The sequence below is a fragment of the Bacillus sp. FSL W8-0183 genome (assembly GCF_038006825.1).
GTDB classification, from domain to species: Bacteria; Bacillota; Bacilli; order Bacillales; family Bacillaceae; genus Bacillus; species Bacillus altitudinis.
On sequence record NZ_JBBOVY010000001.1, the window covers coordinates 3,661,337 to 3,681,240 of the forward strand.

At 42.2% G+C, this 19,904-nt stretch carries 22 protein-coding genes; 8 read left to right on the forward strand and 14 right to left on the reverse strand.

The window, feature by feature from the left end:
* Nucleotides 1-81: 81 nt before the first annotated feature.
* Nucleotides 82-345, forward strand: a complete 264-nt coding sequence (locus NSQ64_RS19330) for a spore morphogenesis/germination protein YwcE (RefSeq protein ID WP_008345491.1) — start codon at nt 82-84, stop codon at nt 343-345.
* 77 nt (nt 346-422) lie between these two features.
* On the opposite strand, the gene qoxD is transcribed toward NSQ64_RS19330, so the two are convergent.
* From qoxD to NSQ64_RS19370, 8 genes are all read right to left on the reverse strand, one after another.
* Nucleotides 423-803, reverse strand: a complete 381-nt coding sequence (qoxD, locus tag NSQ64_RS19335) for a cytochrome aa3 quinol oxidase subunit IV (RefSeq protein ID WP_007497818.1) — start codon at nt 801-803, stop codon at nt 423-425.
* Nucleotide 804: 1 nt separating this feature from the next.
* Nucleotides 805-1,422 carry a cytochrome aa3 quinol oxidase subunit III gene (qoxC, locus tag NSQ64_RS19340; protein WP_007497820.1) on the reverse strand — a complete coding sequence of 206 codons (618 nt, stop codon included), beginning with the start codon at nt 1,420-1,422 and terminating at the stop codon, nt 805-807.
* Complete coding sequence (gene qoxB, locus NSQ64_RS19345; protein ID WP_007497822.1) at nt 1,422-3,380, reverse strand: cytochrome aa3 quinol oxidase subunit I; 1,959 nt, start codon at nt 3,378-3,380, stop codon at nt 1,422-1,424. The genes qoxC and qoxB overlap by 1 nt, the downstream gene beginning before the upstream one ends.
* A 27-nt stretch (nt 3,381-3,407) precedes the next feature.
* Nucleotides 3,408-4,364, reverse strand: coding sequence for a cytochrome aa3 quinol oxidase subunit II (gene qoxA / locus NSQ64_RS19350; RefSeq protein WP_108611116.1), 957 nt, complete (start codon nt 4,362-4,364; stop codon nt 3,408-3,410).
* A 513-nt stretch (nt 4,365-4,877) separates the two neighbouring features.
* Nucleotides 4,878-5,960 carry a M24 family metallopeptidase gene (locus NSQ64_RS19355; RefSeq protein ID WP_341017885.1) on the reverse strand — a complete coding sequence of 361 codons (1,083 nt, stop codon included), beginning with the start codon at nt 5,958-5,960 and terminating at the stop codon, nt 4,878-4,880.
* A 7-nt stretch (nt 5,961-5,967) separates the two neighbouring features.
* A complete protein-coding gene (gene galT, locus NSQ64_RS19360; RefSeq protein ID WP_341017887.1) occupies nt 5,968-7,488 on the reverse strand; it encodes a UDP-glucose--hexose-1-phosphate uridylyltransferase in 1,521 nt (506 codons plus the stop codon).
* Between the two features lie 31 nt (nt 7,489-7,519).
* Nucleotides 7,520-8,512, reverse strand: a complete 993-nt coding sequence (galE, locus tag NSQ64_RS19365) for a UDP-glucose 4-epimerase GalE (protein WP_142153121.1) — start codon at nt 8,510-8,512, stop codon at nt 7,520-7,522.
* The gene (locus NSQ64_RS19370) at nt 8,512-9,690 is read right to left on the reverse strand and encodes a galactokinase (protein WP_440180108.1); all 1,179 of its coding nucleotides are present in this window, start codon (nt 9,688-9,690) and stop codon (nt 8,512-8,514) included. Before NSQ64_RS19370 ends, galE begins: the two co-directional genes overlap by 1 nt.
* A 181-nt stretch (nt 9,691-9,871) precedes the next feature.
* On the opposite strand from NSQ64_RS19370, the gene NSQ64_RS19375 reads away from it, so the two are divergent.
* Nucleotides 9,872-10,717 (forward strand): AraC family transcriptional regulator, encoded by an 846-nt coding sequence (locus NSQ64_RS19375; protein WP_041507958.1) that lies wholly within the window; start codon nt 9,872-9,874, stop codon nt 10,715-10,717.
* A gap of 34 nt (nt 10,718-10,751) precedes the next feature.
* Here NSQ64_RS19375 and NSQ64_RS19380 read toward each other — a convergent pair whose 3' ends face one another.
* Nucleotides 10,752-11,009, reverse strand: coding sequence for a hypothetical protein (locus tag NSQ64_RS19380; protein ID WP_008345502.1), 258 nt, complete (start codon nt 11,007-11,009; stop codon nt 10,752-10,754).
* A gap of 26 nt (nt 11,010-11,035) precedes the next feature.
* Nucleotides 11,036-11,419, reverse strand: a complete 384-nt coding sequence (locus NSQ64_RS19385) for a GtrA family protein (protein ID WP_024719496.1) — start codon at nt 11,417-11,419, stop codon at nt 11,036-11,038.
* 458 nt (nt 11,420-11,877) lie between these two features.
* Between NSQ64_RS19385 and NSQ64_RS19390 the strand changes: the two genes are divergently transcribed.
* From NSQ64_RS19390 to NSQ64_RS19415, 6 genes are all read left to right on the forward strand, one after another.
* On the forward strand, nt 11,878-12,018 hold the full coding sequence (locus NSQ64_RS19390; protein WP_008345506.1) for an anti-repressor SinI family protein: 141 nt from the start codon (nt 11,878-11,880) through the stop codon (nt 12,016-12,018).
* Between the two features lie 297 nt (nt 12,019-12,315).
* On the forward strand, nt 12,316-13,005 hold the full coding sequence (locus tag NSQ64_RS19395; protein WP_024719497.1) for a class I SAM-dependent methyltransferase: 690 nt from the start codon (nt 12,316-12,318) through the stop codon (nt 13,003-13,005).
* Complete coding sequence (locus NSQ64_RS19400; RefSeq protein WP_326112179.1) at nt 12,998-13,666, forward strand: glycosyltransferase family protein; 669 nt, start codon at nt 12,998-13,000, stop codon at nt 13,664-13,666. The genes NSQ64_RS19395 and NSQ64_RS19400 overlap by 8 nt, the downstream gene beginning before the upstream one ends.
* Nucleotides 13,667-13,773: 107 nt before the next feature.
* Nucleotides 13,774-14,088: a DUF485 domain-containing protein gene (locus NSQ64_RS19405; RefSeq protein ID WP_024719499.1), complete on the forward strand. Its 315-nt coding sequence runs from the start codon at nt 13,774-13,776 to the stop codon at nt 14,086-14,088.
* Entirely contained in the window at nt 14,085-15,623 is a 1,539-nt protein-coding gene (locus NSQ64_RS19410) for a solute symporter family protein (protein ID WP_268413365.1), read from the forward strand. The genes NSQ64_RS19405 and NSQ64_RS19410 overlap by 4 nt, the downstream gene beginning before the upstream one ends.
* Nucleotides 15,624-15,926: 303 nt before the next feature.
* Nucleotides 15,927-16,265 carry a DUF4288 domain-containing protein gene (locus tag NSQ64_RS19415; protein ID WP_319078293.1) on the forward strand — a complete coding sequence of 113 codons (339 nt, stop codon included), beginning with the start codon at nt 15,927-15,929 and terminating at the stop codon, nt 16,263-16,265.
* Between the two features lie 744 nt (nt 16,266-17,009).
* On the opposite strand, the gene NSQ64_RS19420 is transcribed toward NSQ64_RS19415, so the two are convergent.
* From NSQ64_RS19420 to cidR, 4 genes are all read right to left on the reverse strand, one after another.
* The gene (locus NSQ64_RS19420; protein ID WP_008345523.1) at nt 17,010-17,384 is read right to left on the reverse strand and encodes a nuclear transport factor 2 family protein; all 375 of its coding nucleotides are present in this window, start codon (nt 17,382-17,384) and stop codon (nt 17,010-17,012) included.
* Between the two features lie 113 nt (nt 17,385-17,497).
* Nucleotides 17,498-18,187 carry a thiamine phosphate synthase gene (thiE, locus tag NSQ64_RS19425; RefSeq protein ID WP_138279143.1) on the reverse strand — a complete coding sequence of 230 codons (690 nt, stop codon included), beginning with the start codon at nt 18,185-18,187 and terminating at the stop codon, nt 17,498-17,500.
* The gene (gene thiM / locus NSQ64_RS19430) at nt 18,174-18,998 is read right to left on the reverse strand and encodes a hydroxyethylthiazole kinase (RefSeq protein WP_035702492.1); all 825 of its coding nucleotides are present in this window, start codon (nt 18,996-18,998) and stop codon (nt 18,174-18,176) included. The genes thiE and thiM overlap by 14 nt, the downstream gene beginning before the upstream one ends.
* Before the next feature lie 17 nt (nt 18,999-19,015).
* A complete protein-coding gene (gene cidR, locus NSQ64_RS19435) occupies nt 19,016-19,903 on the reverse strand; it encodes a cidABC operon transcriptional activator CidR (RefSeq protein WP_008345526.1) in 888 nt (295 codons plus the stop codon).
* Nucleotide 19,904: the final 1 nt, after the last annotated feature.

The window sequence follows — 19,904 nt, forward strand, 5'->3', positions numbered from 1 at the left end:
CAATATCTCCTAAAAACAGACACAATTGCATCCTGACCTCTCATTTGAATTGAACATCAACTTACAAAGGAGTTGGATACGATGGATATGTTCTTTGCGTACCTATGTATTGCAACAGCTACACCCCTGTTTTTATGGTTGGAAAACAGAAAGATTGCATTAGCATCTATTCCACCCATCATGATTATGTGGATTTTCTTCGGTCTTTACATGACAAGCAGTTTATCTCCAGCAGGACATACCTTCATGATCGCATTCTTTGCCATTAACGTGATTCTGGCTCACATTGCAGCATTCCTCATCTATGGACTTCCATTCATTCGCAAAAGATTCAGCAGCAGATAGATATTGCATCATTAATTGGAAGCGTTATCACAATCAGCATAAAAACCACTCATCTATGAAAGACGAGTGGTTTTTTATTATTTCTCTGAATGCTCAGACTGCTTTGGCGCAGATGGTGAATAACCGTCTTTGCTGTTCTCTCCGTGGCTGTAGTGAGCCGCGAAGATCCAAACAGACCCGATGACGAAAATGATCGCACAGAACAGACCAAACAAAGTATTTCCGACTTGAACAGTCCCGTTCTCACTCTCTGTCATATGCATGAACATGAACAGCTGCAAGAATGCTTGAATGAAGGCAAAACCAAAGATAATCCATAGTTTTGCGGAACTGCCAATTTCAGCTCCGATAGCAATCCAGAATGCTAAGATGGTTAGCACAATGGAGAGAATGAAGCCGACTACGTGTTTCCAAGGGAAGTGTTCGTGCTCTGCTGAGGAATGTGTTTTTCCAGCCATATCACAAAAGCCCCCCTAATCCGATCAAGTACACAGCTGTGAAGATGAAAATCCATACAACATCAAGGAAATGCCAGTATAGACTTGAGATAAAGATCTTCGCTGCTGTTTGTGGTGTTAATCCACGTTTTTTAATTTGGAACAAGACACCTGTAATCCAGAAGATACCGATGGATACGTGTAATCCGTGAGTTCCTAAAAGAACAAAGAATGCAGACCAGTATGCACTTGTATGGATGCTCGCACCCTCATGTACATAATGGAAGAATTCGAAAATCTCAAAACCAACGAAGCCTGCACCTAGAAGCAGTGTCAGAATCGTCCAAATGACAACCCCTTTTGTACTTCCACGGCGCATTTCATGAACGGCAATCCCACATGTAAATGAACTCACCAATAGCAGGAATGTCATGATCAATACAAGCTTCATATCAAATAGCTCAGCTGGCAAAACGCCGCCAGCTGTTCTGCCATGAAGAACAAAGTAGGTCGCAAAAAGTGTTGAGAATAACACGATTTCCGCGCCAAGGAATATCCAGAAACCAAGGATGTTTAAACGTCCTGTTTCAGACTGATATTCAAGCGGTGCATTTGCATAGCTGCTATCATTATGTCCCATTACTTCTGCGCCTCCTTATTCTTTTTCTCTGTTTCAATCACTTCTTCAACAGGAATATAGTAGCCATCGTCATATTCAAATGAACGTAAAATCATTGTTGCGAATACACCGATTAAGCCGATAACGCCAATCCAGTACCATTCAAATACAAGACCGAATGCACCAAGTCCGAAGAATGCAGACATGATTAGCGGTCTGCCTGAATTGTGCGGCATGTGAATTTTCTTGAATTCTTTTTCAGGATGAACGTCAACATTGTTTTGCTTCCAATGATGGAATGCATCTGGTGTCGTCACTTCTGGAAGTGCTGCAAAGTTATAATGCGGCGGAATTGCAGAAGATGTCGCCCAGTCAAGTGTACGTCCTTCTCCCCAGCTGTCTCCAGACACTTCACGTTTCGCGTGTCTCCAGCTGTAGTAAATGTTATAGCAAAGGATGATGAATCCGATACCCATCATGAATGCACCAATTGTTGAAATAAAGTTTAGTGCAGTCCAGCCATCTTCTGGTCCATACGTATAAATACGTCTTGGCATTCCTTGCAGTCCTAAGAAGTACTGCGGGAAGAAACAGATGTTAAATCCGATCATGAATACCCAGAAGAACCATTTGCCGATTCTTTCGTTTAACTTGTAACCAAACATTTTTGGATACCAGAAAACAAGACCAGCAAAACATGCAAAGACAGTACCTGCGATTAATACATAGTGGAAGTGGGATACAAGGAAGTACGTATTATGGTACTGGTAATCCGCAGCTGCCATCGCAAGCATAACCCCAGTCACACCACCGATTACGAAGTTCGGGATGAAACCAAGTGCCCAAAGCATTGGGGATGTAAAACTGATACGGCCTCGATACATTGTAAAGAGCCAGTTAAAGATTTTCACACCTGTTGGTACAGAAATCGCCATTGTTGTGATCGAGAAGAATGAGTTAACCGCTGCACTGTTCCCCATTGTAAAGAAGTGGTGAACCCACACAAGGAAACTAAGAACAGAGATTGCCACAATCGATACAACCATCGCTTTGTAACCAAACAACTGCTTTCTTGAGAACGTCGCAAAGATTTCTGAGAAAATACCGAAAGCCGGCAGGATAACGATATATACCTCAGGATGTCCCCAAATCCAGAAAAGGTTCGCCCAAAGCATTGGCATACCGCCCGCTTCGAGTGTAAAGAATGCTGAACCGAATAAACGATCGAATGTCATAAGTGCTAAAGCAACTGTTAAAACAGGGAATGCGAAAACGATAATGACAGACGTGATCAATGTTGTCCATGTAAACATCGGCATACGCATAAGCGTCATACCTTTTGTACGCATTTTTAAGATGGTCACCATGAAGTTAATACCTGTCATTAGTGTACCAATACCTGCAATTTGGAGCCCGAGCAAGTAGTAGTTCTGTCCAGGTCCTGGTGAGAAATCATTTCCGGCGAGCGGCATGTAACTCGTCCAGCCTGCACTTGGTGATCCTCCAATAACGAAGGAAATGTTGAACAGCATTGCTCCGACCATAAATGTCCAGAAGCTCAAGTTGTTCAAATACGGGAATGCAACGTCACGTGCACCAATTTGAAGAGGAACCACGACGTTGATTAAACCAATTAAGAATGGCATCGCCATGAATAAAATCATGATCGTACCATGCGTTGTGAAAATTTCATTATAGTGGTTTGAATCTAAAAACGTATTATTAGGAAGCGCCAGCTGCGCGCGCATCATCAGTCCGTCTACCCCACCGCGGAAGAACATAATCACAGCAGCAAGGATATACATGATTCCAAGCTTTTTATGATCAACTGATGTCAGCCATTCTTTCCAGAGCCATTTCCACTTTTTGAAGTAGGTTAAAACAAACACAATAGCAATGGAAGTAAGAGCGATAGAAATTTGCGCACCAAGAATTAATGGGTCTCCAGTTACAAAAAACTCATCCCATTTTAAATGCATAACGGCCTCCTCCTTTCCTTAGTCAGTTTATTCGTTTTCTAGTTTTCTTTTATAGTTCTTCACATTCTCGAAAGGATCTGTCTTGGAATGCGGAGAAACTGATTGGTAACCTAAACGTTTGCGTGCTTGGAGTGCATATTCAGAATCCTCTCCGTGCTTCGCAAAAGATAAATGTGTTGATGAGAATGTCTGCACATCTGCAGCATCAGGAAGCATCAAGTAGTCATACGTTTTCTTCGTTAACTTCGGTGCTTCTTTTTTCGTTTTGCTTACCCATTTATCATAGTCAGACTGCGTCATCGCATTGACTTTGAATTTTTGCTGAGCAAAGCCTTCGCCTGTGAAGTTGGCGTTTCTTCCTTCATATGTGCCTACTTCATCAGCTTGAAGATATTGTTCCATTTCCATTCCAGCCATCGCATACTTCTCCCCGCCTAGCTGAGGAATCCATAGTGATGCCATTGTATCAGCGGAAGTGATTTTGAATAAAACCGGCTGATCTTTTGGAATGTTTAAGTAGTTCACTGTTTCAATATTTTCCTCTGGATAGCTGAAGATCCATTTCCAATCAACTGCTGTAGCATAAACGACAAGTGGATCTTTATGACTTGTTGCTTGAGGCGCCTCTTCCAAAGAGTAAATGGTTTTTACAGTTGGAACTGAAAGGGCAGCAACGATTAATATTGGGATCACTGTCCAGACAACTTCTAGAAGCGTATTCCCGTGTAGTTCTGGGTTATAAGAGGCGTTTCCAACGTCCTTACGCTCACGGTATTTAACCAAAATGATGGTAAACAGTACAAATACCGCACCAACGATAAAGAGCATGAATCCAATAGATAATAGGATTAAGTCTTTTTGTTGTGCTGCGACTGGTCCTTTAGGATCTAAAACAGCGATATTGCTGCAACCTCCTAATACAAAAACACTCACGAGCATCGCTAATAAAAGCATAGGTTTAATGGCTCTGAACAAGAAGATCACCATCCTTCCTTAAATAATGTATAAATTGCTGAATAATTGTGAAAAGCCATCTGCCTTCGAAAACTTTTCTTCCCTTTGTAATGCTATCAAAATCTGTTGGAGTTAGCTCCCCTTTTTTCAAAAGTTCATTTATTTTTCAACAGATTTCTATTGAAATGTCATAAATTCGCCATAAATTTATATTATTGCACACACAATAAATTTCTAGGAATTTGAAAAGTTGAGAGTTGAAGGCAAAGGACAAACAATCAAGAACTTTGTCAAATTTAGGTTTACCACAATAAAAAAGTTTGGTCAAATTTCAATTTAACTTAATGAAATTTTATCTAGGTAAACAATTCTAAAATAGGTATCCCCATATTTAACAAAAACCTTACTCATTTTAACGCAAGTCGACAAGAAAAGAAAGTATCGATCCTCCGCCTATGCGCTGTAATGATTGGTAATGGTGATAAATGAGTGGAAACTCACTAAAGACTTCCAGCAAAAAACCGGCTCATCGCCGGCTTCTCATTATTCGTCTCTCACCAAAATGTCTGGTCGTCTATAGATGCTTCCTTCATGTTCTATGTCTATATACGCCCACTTGCCTGTATAGGTTAAAAAGCGATTTCCTTCTTTCTCGACGACCATCGTATCTTCTGATTTCAATCCTGGTAAGGAAGGATTCCAAGTGAATACTTGATGAAGCTGGATCTCTTCCACCGATGTAGGAACTGCAATGATCTCTCTAGACACAAATCCAGTCTTGCCTCCTTGGTGAAGCTTTTTCCAGCTATCAGGAAATCCTTCTTTTTCATATTGAGCAATGCCGGCCTTCAATACATCTCCAATGGTGTTCCCTGGACGAGTAGCCGCATTCATGACCGTGTCAATTCGCGCAAGCCTTTCCTTGTTTTCTTCAAGCTCCTTTGGTAGCTGTCCAAAGTAAACGGATCTTGTGACATTTGCCACGAGTCCATGCCGTTCAGCACAAAGGACAACCAGTGCATGCTTTTGAAGTGCTTTTTCTGTTGGGATCGGGTGGCGATATTGATGAATCCGGTCATCTGTTGCCACAAGCAGCACTTCTATCGTCATCCCCTGCCCGATCGCTCTTTGAGCAACAAGCGAAGCAATTTCATGCTCCGTCTGCCCTGGAACGATTTCTTGACAAACACTTTCTACAATAACAGCTGTGTCATGACAAAGGGTTTCGTATTGGCTGAGCTGAGGCGCTGAAAGGATCGATCGAACACGAGACAAATCAGGTTCGATCCATTCCACTCCTTCCATTTGAATGTCCGCACCGATTCGTTTGTCTTTTATGAGTGTTTGAATGTAAGGAGTCTCATCCTCAAACCAATCCATTGTGACGACTTGAAAGGGATGGTCAAAATACGCCATTTCTTCTTCAATGATTCGTTTTTCTTCCATTTGATTCACAACTAGGACAATATCGTCTTTCAACACAAGTAGCTGACAAACGCCCTCTGGCGTATTTAACACAATGTGGTTTCTTCTTCCTCCTGTAAGCCAAGAAAAGTTATTACGCTTTTGAATCAGAACACCGTCGAGTTGTTTTTCTTCCATTAAAGTTCTTACCTGTTCAATCATCAACTCATCACCTGCCTGTATGGAGTGTTTGAATGAAACGTTTAAATGCTGTTTTCCCTTGCTCTGTTCTTTTAAACACACCCGCCTGCGCGAGTATACGAGAAAAAATGAGGCCGATTTCTTTTTGTAAAATGGCTTCTACGTTGTCTTTCGTAAAGGTATTCTCTTCGATCAGACGCTCTGCCCATGACTCGTGCTTCATGATAGACGGGCAGGCTTTGATTTCTTCAAGAGGGTTTTTGGATAGCAACGCCGCTTTTAGCTGGCTTAATTCCTCTGCTAATCTTCCAGGAAGGACGGCGAGACCCATGACCTCAATTAAACCGATATTCTCTTTTTTAATATGATGAACTTCTTTGTGCGGGTGGAAGATTCCGTCGGGGTGCTGCTTATCTGTACGGTTATTTCGTAGCACGAGATCTAATTCGTACTCATCCCCATGACGGCGTGCAATTGGTGTAATGGTATTGTGCGGGGTCTCTCCTGTATGAGAGAACAGCCCCGCTTCTGGATCTGAATACATTTTCCACTCATGTAATATAAAATCCGCTGCCTCCGCAAGCGTCTGCTGGTCGCTGCTTTGAAGCCTGATCACTGACATCGGCCATTTCACAATACCCGCCTTCACCCTCGGAAACTTTTCGAGAGAAAACACTTCTTCCATCTTTGCTTTCGCCATCGGAAATTCATGAGCACCACCTTGAAAGTGGTCATGACTTAATATGCTACCTCCAACAATGGGAAGATCCGCATTTGATCCTATGAAATAGTGCGGATATATAGATATGAAGGAAAGCAGACGCTCGAAGGTCTTTTTAGATATCTGCATTGGTTCATGCTCGCCCTTGAACACAATACAATGTTCGTTGTAATACACATACGGCGAGAATTGCATAAACCACGACTCATTTGTAAGTGTCACCGGAATAATCCGGTGATTCTGTCTTGCTGGGTGATTGATGCGTCCCCCAAACCCAACGTTTTCTTTACAAAGGAGACAAAGAGGATATTGCTTTTGACTCAGCTTTTTGGCTTCAGCGATCGCTTTTGGGTCCTTTTCCGGTTTCGATAGATTAATCGTGATCTCAAGCTCACCATCTTCTGTCGGTGTAAACCACTGCACATTTTTGGCGATTCTGCCTGTATGAATATAGTGGGCATGCTGCTGCATTTCATAAAACCAGCTTGTCGCTGCCTTTGGTCCGCAATGCTTGCGTTTCTCTTCAAACTTTGCATAGATGACACTCGGAGGCGCCACCAAGCAGCCCATGATTTTGGCATCTAATAAATCACGATACGTATCTGTCCCGTCAGGAATAAGACCTGTTTCAACTGCCCAATCGAGCATCGGCATTAAGATGTCTTCAAGGTCGCTGTCTCCTGAGACTGTTCTTGGCTCAGCATCATCGAGACCAAGCACCTCTAGCAACCGGTTCCTTGTATAATCCATATCCAGTGGTGAGATCAGCTCTTTATTAACCCCATATTGAATCAGCTGTTCTAGCTTTTCAAAAATATCAATCGCCATTCCCTTTGTCTCCTCCCCTGCCTGCTACACGTTATTCACTTTGATAGCCATCTGGATGTTTCTGAAACCAATCCCATGCACTTTGAATGATGGTGTGGAGATCTGCATATTGAGGCTTCCATCCTAGTTCTTTCAGCGCTTTTTCTGATGAAGCAATCAGCTTAGCTGGATCACCCGCACGTCTTTCTGCCACCTGTGCTGGAATGGCATGGCCCGTCACTTCTCTTGCGGCTTCTACGACCTGCTTCACAGAGAAGCCTGTGCCGTTCCCTAAGTTGTACGTCGCGCTTCCTTTTCCTTCACGCAGACGCTCAACCGCTAGAATGTGCGCCTCTACTAAATCCATGACATGAATGTAGTCTCTAATGCATGTGCCATCCTCTGTTTCATAATCCTCACCGTAAATCATGATTTGATCACGTTTTCCTAATGCCACTTGCAGAATAATTGGGATTAAATGCGTTTCTGGCTGATGATCTTCACCGACAATCCCTTCTGTATGAGCACCGGCTACATTAAAATAGCGAAGCACAACGTATTCGATACCATATGCCTGCTCAGACCACTTCAGCATTTTTTCAATCGCGAGCTTTGTTTCCCCATAAGGATTCGTTGGGTTCGTCTCATCCGTTTCAACGATCGGTACACGCTTTGGTTCACCATATGTCGCAGCAGTTGAGGAGAATACAATGCGTTTCACATCAAATTCATTCATCACCTGAAGTAAAGCTGTTGCCCCTCCGACGTTGTTGTCATAGTACTTCAGTGGGTCTGTTACACTTTCTCCAACAAGTGAATCTGCCGCAAAGTGCATGACTGCTTCAATGTCATGCGTTTGAAAAACACGTCTTAAAAAAGCGTGATCCCTTAAATCTCCCTCTTCTAATACGGCCCCCTTTACGACTGCCTCTTTATGACCTGTCTGCAAATTATCCACAATCACCACTTGTTCTCCTTTAGCCAAAAGAGCCGCTACCGCATGACTGCCAATAAAACCTGCTCCTCCACATACTAAAATTGTCATCAAATTTCCTCCTTCGTTAATTCTCTAGCGCCGCCTCCAATTCCAGCTGTGTAAAAAGAGGCTTGAATGCCTGTTTTTTCTTGATAAATCGCACCTGTTTCTTCTATAAATGAGTCTAGCAGCTCTTCTTTCACAATGCTGACGGTACAGCCCCCAAATCCAGCACCTGTCATACGGGAACCAATCGCCCCTGGATGCTGCCATGCGGCTTCGGCCAGTGCATCTAGCTCAAGCCCAGTGACTTCATAATCATTCTTTAAAGAAAGGTGAGACGCCTTCATGAGAGCACCTAGTTCTTCCATTTTATCATCTTTTAGAAAATTTACTGCTTTCATGGTCCTCTCGTTTTCCGTGATGGCATGTCTTGCACGTCTTCTACACGTTTCATCTTGTATCAAATGGTCATGCTTAGCGAATTCATCCTCCGTGAGCTCACATAAATGCGCGATATCTAATTCTTTTCTAAGATCGCTTAAAGCAGATTGACATTCTGAACGGCGTTCATTGTATTTTGAATCTGCAAGTGTTCGTTTTTTATTTGTATTGGCAATGACAAGTGCCAGACCCTCTTGCCGAAATGGGCTGTATTCAAAGGAAAGCGTGTCACAATTGAGCAAAATAGCGTGACCTTCTTTTCCAAGACTAATTGAAAATTGATCCATAATGCCGCAGTTCACGCCAATAAACTCATTTTCAGCACGCTGCGCAAGAAGGGCTAGGTCGATTTGCGTTACATCGAATGACGACCATTCATTGATCAAGACAGCCGTGACGAGCTCAATAGAGGCAGAGGATGACAGGCCTGCGCCATTTGGGATATTGCCGGCATACACAATATCAAAGCCATCTTTCACATCCATGCCTGCTTCGATAAACTGTTGGAATACTCCCTTCGGATAGTTCGCCCAGCCGTCCGATTCCGAGAAAGCGATTTCAAAAAGATCGAACTCTTTCACACCTTCTTCTTCAAAATTCAAGGAATACATTCTGACGCGTCCATCTGATCGTCTTGCTCCCGCAGCATATGTACCAAGGGTGAGTGCACATGGAAAGACATGGCCCCCATTATAATCTGTGTGTTCACCAATCAGATTGACTCTGCCTGGGGCGAAAAAATAGCGGAGTTCTTCCTGATCTCCAAATTGCTGGTGAAATGCTGCTCGTAATGTGTCGATCATATCCATTCCCCTTTTCTCTTCTGATAATCTTATTTTAGTTGCCCCGTCAGCTGAAGTTCAATGGTAAAAAAATCGTTAAAAAATACCCTTTTTTTGCTGTGAATGGTACGATGTGATATGAGGTGTAACATGATTCAAAATAGAAAAAGGTTGTTTTTTGCTGTGAAGGAGGGTTTCCAATTTGAAGAAAGAAGCATTTGCATTTCGTTTTCACCATTCTGATGTGACATTGCCGGCCCAAATCTGGTCTGTTGGCTGGGAAGTTCAATCATCTTCGTTATACTGCTGGAATGGCGTAGAGCGGAAGGATCAGGGCAAGTGCATCTTTCAGCTCACACTGTCTGGACACGGCATGATTGAAATCGGACAGAAACGATTCAAAGTATTGCCTGGACAGGCCTTTCTGGTGAAAAGCCCCAGTGCTTATCAATACTATTTTCCAGAAGACAGTGAACATTGGGAATTTCTCTATTTAACACTTTATGGGGAAGCCTGTGACCTTTGCTTTGATCAATTTATCGATCAAGGAAAGCAGGTCATGCGTTTTCATCCGAATTCCAAACCGATCCGCCTGCTAAAGAAGATTTATGATGAAGCCAGTGAAAGACGGATTACCAATCCATTTGAGGGGTCTAGCCTTGCTTATCAATTTGTCATGGAACTGTATTCATATTTGCCAAAGCTTGAGGGACAAATGGAGAAATGGCCTGAGCCCATCGTCCAAGCGGCCTTATTTGCAAGCCACCATTTTCACGAGGAGATTGGGCCTGACGATATGGCAGCTGCGGCACGTTTATCCAAAAGTCATTTTACGAGGGAATTCAAAAAGGCAACTGGCTTCACACCGATTCATTATTTAACCAATATTCGTTTAGAAAAGGCGGAAACGTTACTGAAAACAACGAAATACTCGATTGAAGAAATCGCCACACAGTGCGGCTACCGAAATGCGAATTACTTGAATAAAGTCTTTCGAAAGAAAATCGGCATGTCTCCAAAGCAACTCCGGGAAACAAGCGATGCATAATAAAAAGCAGCCGCTTTTCAATTGGCTGCTTCTTTTACGCTTTCGTTAGGTCAACACGAATTCTCCCTTGTCTTAAAACAATGGTCATTTGCGTATCAGGGGTCATTAAATTTTCTAAAATGTCCGTTGCTGTTTGAAGCGCAATGTCCATCCGGTTGATCTTTTCCTTTTCTTGTTCAGAAAATGCTTCTGGATGTGCGGTCATTTCTTTGACTAGCCTCAACACTTGTTCATGCTGCTTTTCTGTTTGTTGATATATGGCATCATATAATTCGTCTGGCCTGCTGCTCATTTCACATCACCTATCTTTTTCATGTGTTAAATCGCATCTTCTTTTGTTTTCTTGAAGACGAACCATTTACTGGCGACATAATTGACCACGACAATCACAAAGTTAACAAGAATTTTTGCGACGGTTTCGTTGAGCGCCATTTGGCTCACAAATAAAATCATCAGCCCCAGATCTACACCTAGAGACATGAGACGGACACTAAAAAATGAAGAAAGCTCACGCATCAGGCTTTTTGTGTCACGAGCCTTTTGCTTGAAGACATACTTCTTATTGGTGATATAAGCAAAGAGCACAGCAAATACCCATGAAACAACCGTTGCTGTTTTGTAATCCATAGAAAACATCTCAACGAATAAATAGAAGCTGACTATGTTGACAATGGTTGTACACACACCCATGATCAGATACATGACAACTTCTTGATACTTTTGAAAAAGGCTATACATGTCTTTCTTCATTCCTTCTTGGTGAATTCTGTTTCTTTTAGAATACCATCTTAAGAAGAACTTCCCAAACGAACAATATGTGCGTCCTGTAAAGATGAAATTTGTTCACGCTGATGGCATATGTCAACCTTATTGGTTTATATGAGTCAAATGATTTAGGTCTTTATCATTATTTTAATTTATAATCTTTTAACTGACTTTACAATTGTTTATTATGAGAAGTAAGAATTCAATATTTATGGGTTTTTTAGTCATTTTTTTAGGGACGTGGTAGGTGATAGATTTTACAAAATAGGTTAAATGTCATCATTTTTCGACAAAAATCTATTTTTGTACTCCATTCACATACACGTACAGTTACTAGACGGTTTGTTCAAGTCATTGGTTGCAGATGAATATGTCTTATTGAACTGGAGGATATTATGGATACGCAAGTGAAAAGAAGAGTTGACGAAGAGTGGGTTTATTTGATTCAAGAAGCGAAAAAAATTGGACTAGGCATCGAGGAAATACAAGCTTTTTTAACATCCAACGGTGATCAGAAGATGATAAACAAACCGTAATCAACGCCGTTATCCTTTGTCTTTCAGATTGCTTTGGCTAAAGTTCTAACCTGTCAATTGACCTTTTAAACATCCTTTCATGACGATACGCTACAATAATTGAACACCTCATCATACCAATCCCTTCCACTCAATGGGGTTCTGTCTTTCTATTTTTAGGAGGACAGTCCGTTCCCTGTTCTTTATATGACCCCTTTTTAGCTGTCATTCATGAAAATTGCCCATTTTCGTTATAAAACCAAGCTCCCCACCCATATATTAAGCATAAGACACAAAAAGAAGAAAGGTGGGTGGCGCGTGAGTTCAGATTCCCTATCTTATTATCATCAAAAGAAGGATCAATATTATCACGGTGTGAACCCTGTGATTGTCCATCGTATTCGCAAGGAATGGACGTCTATCTTGGATATCGGATGCGGCACAGGCCAGCTTGGCAAAGTCCTAAAACAGCAAGACCGTACCATATATGGAATTGAATCTTTTGAAGATGCGGCAAAGCAGGCTGAGAAAGCGCTGGATCATGTTTTATGCGGCAATATTGAACAGATGGCGCTGCCTTATCAGCATGAACAATTTGACTGTATCATTTTCGGAGATGTTCTTGAACATTTATTGGACCCTTGGGCCGTTTTAAAAAAGGTCAAACCCTTTCTAAAAAGGGAAGGGGCCATCTTGTCTTCCATTCCGAATATTGGTCATATTTCAACGGTTTTAGAATTACTAGCCGGGAGATTTACTTATACAGATGCAGGGTTAATGGATCAAACACATTTACGCTTCTTTACCCTTCACGAAATTCATGCCCTCTTTCAGTCAGCCGGGTTTCATGTTCGTGAGCTTGAAACCATTCGTGTACAACACCCTTCCTATACGGGCGTCATGAATGATCTACATGAATTACTCGTAAAACATGGCATCCGTTTTGATTTTAACGAGGCTGCGACAGCCTATCAATACGTGGTTGAGGCGGTTCAACTCAATGAGTAGCCCCACCATCTTATTTGTTTTATGTGTAAATGATGAGTCGATGTTTCAAGCTTGCTTCCGGCAGCTCGCTTCACTTCCTGCTCCGCACGGGTATCATGTAGAGGTTTTGCCCATTAGACATGCATCAAGTATGACCTCTGCATACAATGAAGCTCTCACTCATCCTGCACAGTTTAAAATTTATCTTCATCAAGATACACTCATCGTCAAACAGCATATGCTTCTCGAGCTAATTCCACTTTTCTTGCAAAATCCGTCACTTGGCATGCTTGGGGTAATAGGTGCAGAAAGTGTTCCAGACAATGGAATCTGGTGGGAGAGCCATGATTGCAGAGGGAAAGTCATTGAATATCGGCACGACACCTATCAGCTGCTAACGTTTGAATCTGGTCATCCACAGACAGAGCCCCAAGGTTATATCAAAGCTTCTGCTATTGACGGGCTTTTTATGGCAACACAATATGATATCAAGTGGCGCGAGGACCTCTTAGACGGGTTTCATTTTTATGATGTGTCACAATCTTTTGAGTTTGCACAGCAGGGATATGAGGTTGGGATTGCAAGGCAAGAAGAGCCCTGGTGTTTACACAAATGTGGAGATCATTTTGATGCAGAAGCATATGAAAAAGCAAGACAAACATTTCTTGCACATTATCGGTAGAAAGCACCCTTTTCGGGTGCCTTTTTTATGATATACTGTCATAAACAACCAGATCGTCTCATATGCATTGGAGTACCTTGTCCCTAATTCGTACAAAGGAGGAAACAATGGCAGACAAAAACGTTCATTATAAGAAGGTTGCCGCTTCAAAGGATTTTCGAAAACTTCTTGAGGAAAAACGCAGATTTATCGTACCGATGACGATTTTCTTTTTTCTCTTTTACTTTTCACTTCCGGTTGCTACATCCTACTTCACCTTTTTGAACACGCCAGCAATTGGAGCGATCACGTGGGCTTGGTTATTTGCCCTCACGCAATTTGTGATGACATGGGTTTTATGTGGACTTTATGCAAAAAAAGCAGCTCAGTTCGACAAATATGTAAGCGCTTTAAAAGTTGAATCAAGAGGTGATGACGAATGAGTATGACCGCTTTTATTTTATTCATAGCGATCGTAGGGCTCACATTGGTCATCACGTATTTTGCTGCGAAAAAAACAAGCAGTGCGAGTGATTTTTACACAGCAGGCGGCGGTCTGACTGGGTTTCAGAACGGCCTTGCCATTGCCGGGGACTATATGTCTGCTGCTTCATTTTTAGGGATCGCCGGCATGATCGCCTTAAATGGATTTGACGGCTTTTTCTATAGTATTGGCTTTCTTGTAGCGTATCTTGTCGTCCTTTATGTCGTGGCTGAACCACTGCGAAATCTAGGAAAATATACGATGGCTGATATGATTGCTGCACGATTTAAGCGTCCTGCCATTCGAGGGGTAGCCGCATTTAACACAATCACAGTCTCAACTTTTTATATGATTGCACAGCTTGTTGGGGCAGGTGCATTAATCAAACTGCTTCTTGGCATTGATTACTGGATTGCGGTGCTGATCGTAGGTGTCTTGATGACTATTTATGTCGTGTTTGGCGGCATGATCGCAACAAGCTGGGTACAGATCACTAAAGCTGTGCTTCTCATGCTGGGCACGCTGATTATTTCGCTGCTTGTGTTTGCCAAATTTGATTTTAGTCTGCTGAAGATGTTTGAACAGATGAAAACAGCGACCCCGCTTGGTGAAGCTTTTCTTCACCCGGGAAATAAATATGATGTGCCTTTAGAGACCCTGTCTCTGAACCTTGCACTTGTGCTTGGAACAGCAGGTTTGCCGCATATTTTGATCCGTTTTTATACGGTAAAGGATGCCATTTCTGCGCGTAAATCTGTTCTATCCGCTACGTGGATCATCGGGATTTTTTATTTAATGACGGTTTTCCTCGGCTTCGGTGCCGCTGCTTTTGTCGGAACAGATGCAATTACGGCAGCCGATGCAGCAGGAAACATGGCAGCACCACTGCTTGCACAGGCCCTAGGGGGAGATTTATTATTTGCCTTTGTTTCCGCTATTGCCTTTGCGACTATACTGGCAGTGGTCACCGGTCTCGTTTTATCCGCCGCGTCTGCCTTTGCTCATGACTTTTATAGCCAGATTATCCGCAAAGGAAAAGCGAGTGAACGTGAACAGGTGAAGGCGGCACGCTTTGCTTCTATCGGCGTGGCTATCCTTTCCATCATTCTTGCATTATTTGCACAATCTTTAAACGTCGCTTTTCTTGTGTCACTTGCCTTTGCAGTGGCAGCAAGTGCGAATTTACCGTTGATTATCTTCACTGTCTTTTGGAAACGATTTAACTCAACAGGGGCTATCGCAGGAAGCTTAACAGGTCTTCTGAGCGCACTCCTGATCGTGTCACTCAGCCCAAGCGTCTGGGACCCATCAGGGGCAGCCATTTTCACAGGAGAGCCGCTTATCCCACTATCGAACCCTGGGATTATCTCGATCCCGCTCGGATTCCTTGCGGCTTACTTAGGCACCATTTTCTCCTCTGAAAAAGCAGATGAAGACACCTTTACAGAAATTCAAGTAAAAGCACACACAGGTATGCATATGGATACAGATTGATGAGAAAAAGCCGGCTGCTCTGCCGGCTTTTTCAGTGTTCTTGCTATTTCAAAACTGTACTCAATATGGGATAAATTGGCCTTTTAATCTCTCTTTATATCTTTCTAACTTGTCACATTTCCTCAACGTGATCAACGAACAGCATGTGATGATGATCAGCAGAATTTCATGAACTTCTCCTCTGTTATCAATGATTCTTTTCAACCCTATTACCCCCCATAGACTTCAATTCTCTTGTTATTCTTATGTTATCATTTTAAACATATACTGGGAAAGTCACCCCACAAGGAAGAAGTGAAACATATGCATAAATTGTACTCAGCAAAATTATTATTTGAATCTCGCTCCTCACCAAAGGTGAGACCGGATAAAATCTTTGAGGAACGAATCATTTTAGTGAGAGCAAAAAACAATCGAAAAGTGAAACAAATCGTCAAAGACCATTTTCCAGATGAGACATTTGAAAATGGAGATCATGGACAAACAACCACAAAACTAGTAGCCGTACTAGATATTTTTGAGCTAGTTGAAAACTTAGACGAAGGTCCCCTGCATTTAAGCGAAGTGTACAGCCGATATCTTCTTTTTGATCAAGAAACATCTGCTAAAGAAGCGATTGACGCTTATTCGTTAGACAAATAAAAGAAGTCTAAGCTACCAGTGTGTGACGGTATTCTACGGAGCACACTGGTTTAATTTTTTCTGGAATCGATCGTGATTATAGAATTGAATGGAATGATTAATTGACAGCAGCACAAAAAGAGATAGTGGAGGGAATAAATGATGCCAACACTAGAAGAGAATGATGATTTTGTATTTGCTAAAGATGTATTTGTTTCTTCTTTTGAAGTGAAAGAAATTCAAGCTGCTATCATTAGAGATAAAGGTCGGTGTGCCTGTTAAGTTTGCAGGTGCAGTTTTCAATGCAGTGATTGGTTTTGCTGTAGGGGTGGTGTAGGTGTTATACAATCATTTATTATTAAAAAAGTAAAGCGGAAGCTAAAAAATTAGCGATCTCTATTGGTGTTGCTGTCGCAATTTCATTAAATGATTTGGATATCGGAACTCAAATTGCTAAACAGTTAGATAAGAGGGATAAGCGCGCTAATAATGGTTGGTAGATATATACTAGGAGGAATGTTGTGAAGAGTATGATCAAGTATGCAGTGATGATTTTATTTATGAGTGTATTTTTCTATTATTACAATATGTTTGTACCTAAAAATGTTCTGTACATTTTCATTGCATTTCCATTTTGTTTTGTTGCTATAAGTTTGATTGATAAGCTATTTACGGATAAATAAATCTAATAATAAGCAAGCCTCATGCTTGCTTATTATCTCATACTGTCTAATTAGAGGGGAAAATATCTGCTCTGCCGGCTTCTTAATATCGCTGGAATAACTCTGGGTTTTTCGGGACGTTTTCTAAATAAACGATCTTTCCTTGATCATCCAGCTCCGCAATATCAATGCCTTCTGCTGTATATACACGACCGTCTGTTAACTTTCCGCAAACAGCCCAGTTTGTTTCATACTTTCCATCTTCACGTTTCACCCAGCCATCCCACATATGCTTAATGTCTTCATGTACGTGGAAAAATGTGTTCAAAAACTGTGTGAACGCTTGGATGCCAGGCTTTTCAGCACCATTTAAGACAATCATGACATCATCTGAAAACAATGCCAGCAATTCGTTCATTTGCTCTTGCCCTTTTCCCGCTTCATCATATCGGCGAAAATACGTATCGAGCACTTCCATCATTCATTCTCCTTTATTTACCTGTCATTTCGAAAACAATCGAACAATTAGATTGTACACAATTGTATCTCTACTGTCTATTTTTCACGCAGATAAGAAAAGACATGGATGAGTCAATCCATGTCTTTTACAGATGAAAGAGCTACTTTCTCTGACTCGACAAGAGATGTTAGTTCTTCCGCAGCTTTTTTCGGATCAGCGCTTTGGCTAATGGCGCTGATGATGCTAATGCCATCGGCTCCCGCTTGGATGACTGGTGCCGCATTTTCATACGTGATCCCGCCGATGCCCACAATAGGAATGTGAAGACCGTGTTGACGTACTTCGTTGATTAAAGAAACACCTTGGACACTGCGTGTATCCTTTTTTGTTTCTGTAGGATAGACTGGACCCATCCCAACGTAGTCTGCCCCGTCCTTCATCGCTTGCCTCACTTCATCTAGATTGTGCGTGGACACGCCTAATATTTTATTCCCGATTCTTTGCCGTACATCTTGTGCAAGTGTATCTTCCTGCCCAACATGGACACCATCTGCATCAAGATCTATTGCAAGCTGTACATCATCATTTACGATAAAGGGGATATTCGCTTCTTGGCAAAGTGCTTGAATCTGCTGAGCGATTTTTTTCTTTTCTTCACCTTGCAGAGCACCTTCACCCTTTTCACGAAACTGAAACATCGTGATCCCGCCTTGAATGGCCTCTTTCACCACATCAAGCGGATGCCGGCTTGTATTCGCTGTTCCCATAATAAAATAAACCGATAATTGCTGTTTGATTAGCTGCTGATCAACCTTCGTCATGCAAAACTCCCCCTATTTTCCCTAACGTGATCACATCTTGACCATTTGTATTGGATAGCGCATTTAACAATTCGATTTGAAAGGTGCCTGGCCCTTTCTCTTCTGTCTGCTGAGCTGCCTTTTCTGCAGCGACACCATAAAACAGCAGAGCTGATGCCGACGCATGAATGGGCCGTTCCCCTGTTGCACAAAATGCCCCTATGACAGAGGTGAGTAAACAGCCAGTCCCCGTCACCTTGGTTAACCATTCGTGTCCATTATGAATAGATAGAACCTCTTCTCCATCTGACACGACATCCACTTTTCCCGTAATCGCCACAACGGTTTGAAGGGCTTTTGCCGCCTGCTTTGCTAAAGACGATACATCTCCATTTGCCCCTTTTGCATCAACCCCTTTTGACTGCCAGCCTTTCACTCCAATTAAATGAGCTATTTCAGCAGCATTCCCTCTGACAACAGTGATGCCCACTTGCTGTAACAGCTGTTTCGCCGCACTCGTCCGAAACGTTGTCGCACCAACACCAACAGGATCTAATAGAACCGGTACACCTTTTTCATTGGCCGCTTGTCCAGCAATGACCATCGCCTCCACCGTATCCTTTGTTAGTGTGCCGATATTCAGCACAAGTGCATCCGCTAATTGCGCCATTTCTGCCACTTCTTCTTTGGCATTTGCCATGACTGGAGAAGCACCTAAAGCAAGCAGTCCATTCGCTGTAAAGTTCGTCACAACTTGGTTGGTGATATTATGGACAAGCGGATTTTCCGCTCGAACCTTTTCCAAAAGATGAGACACGCAGCTTAATTTCATCTGTATCGTCCTCCCTTTTACTCTGCATCCCACACATAGGATTTTGTATGCTTTAACCATTCTCTTGCAGCAAAGGACAAGTAGCGGTCCTTTCGCCAAATGACACCCAAATGCCACGGAATAGACGGATTTAAGGAAATGATCCTCACTTTATCAGGATCTAGATCACGGCAAATCCGTTCAGGCAGAAGCCCGATTCCAAGGTTCTCAGCAACCATTTCACTGATGAAATCCCATTGTGACGTTTCATAAATAACGTTCGGCCTGAATCCCGCATTCATACATTCATTTAAGATTCGGCTGTGCAGAACGAAATCTTCTCGAAAGAAAATAAAAGACTCTTCCTTTAAATCAGCCAAATGAACCTCATCACGTCCTGCCATCGGATGTGATGGATGGGTGACAAGCTTCATATTCTCTTTAATGATGGTGTATGTATGAAAAATTTTATCATTTGCAGGCAGAACAATGACACCAATATCTAATGATCCATCCTCTACCCCTTCCTCTACTTTAATGGAGCCATGCTCCACCAATTGAAAGGTGACATCTGGATACTGCTGGCGGAATTCCCCCATCACATTTGGGAAAAAGCTTGATCCAATCATGGGCGGCAGCCCTATTCGGATATGTCCTTTTTTCACATTCATTAAATCATTTAATTCACTCGTTAAATTCTGAAAGGATTGTGTGATTTCACTCGCCTGTGTATACATGGTTTGTCCAGCATCTGTCATTTCAACCTGTCTGCCATTACGGTAAAACAACTGCACACCTAGCTCATCCTCTAGGTTTTTGACCATCTTGGAAATGGTCGGCTGCGACACATAGAGCGATTGCGATGCTTTCGTAAAACTCTTTAACCGTGCCACTTCTAAGAAATATGTTAAATGTCTGATGTCCACA

Coding starts and splice junctions, on each gene's coding strand:
- NSQ64_RS19330 (WP_008345491.1), top strand. CDS start 82: ATGGATATGTTCTTTGCGTACCTATGTATTGCAACAGCTACACCCCTG.
- qoxD (WP_007497818.1), bottom strand. CDS start 803: ATGGCTGGAAAAACACATTCCTCAGCAGAGCACGAACACTTCCCTTGG.
- qoxC (WP_007497820.1), bottom strand. CDS start 1,422: ATGGGACATAATGATAGCAGCTATGCAAATGCACCGCTTGAATATCAG.
- qoxB (WP_007497822.1), bottom strand. CDS start 3,380: ATGCATTTAAAATGGGATGAGTTTTTTGTAACTGGAGACCCATTAATT.
- NSQ64_RS19355 (WP_341017885.1), bottom strand. CDS start 5,960: ATGATTGAACAGGTAAGAACTTTAATGGAAGAAAAACAACTCGACGGT.
- galT (WP_341017887.1), bottom strand. CDS start 7,488: ATGGCGATTGATATTTTTGAAAAGCTAGAACAGCTGATTCAATATGGG.
- galE (WP_142153121.1), bottom strand. CDS start 8,512: ATGACAATTTTAGTATGTGGAGGAGCAGGTTTTATTGGCAGTCATGCG.
- NSQ64_RS19370 (WP_440180108.1), bottom strand. CDS start 9,690: ATGATCGACACATTACGAGCAGCATTTCACCAGCAATTTGGAGATCAG.
- NSQ64_RS19380 (WP_008345502.1), bottom strand. CDS start 11,009: ATGAGCAGCAGGCCAGACGAATTATATGATGCCATATATCAACAAACA.
- NSQ64_RS19385 (WP_024719496.1), bottom strand. CDS start 11,419: ATGTATCTGATCATGGGTGTGTGTACAACCATTGTCAACATAGTCAGC.
- NSQ64_RS19390 (WP_008345506.1), top strand. CDS start 11,878: ATGGATACGCAAGTGAAAAGAAGAGTTGACGAAGAGTGGGTTTATTTG.
- NSQ64_RS19400 (WP_326112179.1), top strand. CDS start 12,998: ATGAGTAGCCCCACCATCTTATTTGTTTTATGTGTAAATGATGAGTCG.
- NSQ64_RS19405 (WP_024719499.1), top strand. CDS start 13,774: ATGGCAGACAAAAACGTTCATTATAAGAAGGTTGCCGCTTCAAAGGAT.
- NSQ64_RS19410 (WP_268413365.1), top strand. CDS start 14,085: ATGAGTATGACCGCTTTTATTTTATTCATAGCGATCGTAGGGCTCACA.
- NSQ64_RS19415 (WP_319078293.1), top strand. CDS start 15,927: ATGCATAAATTGTACTCAGCAAAATTATTATTTGAATCTCGCTCCTCA.
- NSQ64_RS19420 (WP_008345523.1), bottom strand. CDS start 17,384: ATGGAAGTGCTCGATACGTATTTTCGCCGATATGATGAAGCGGGAAAA.
- thiE (WP_138279143.1), bottom strand. CDS start 18,187: ATGACGAAGGTTGATCAGCAGCTAATCAAACAGCAATTATCGGTTTAT.
- thiM (WP_035702492.1), bottom strand. CDS start 18,998: ATGAAATTAAGCTGCGTGTCTCATCTTTTGGAAAAGGTTCGAGCGGAA.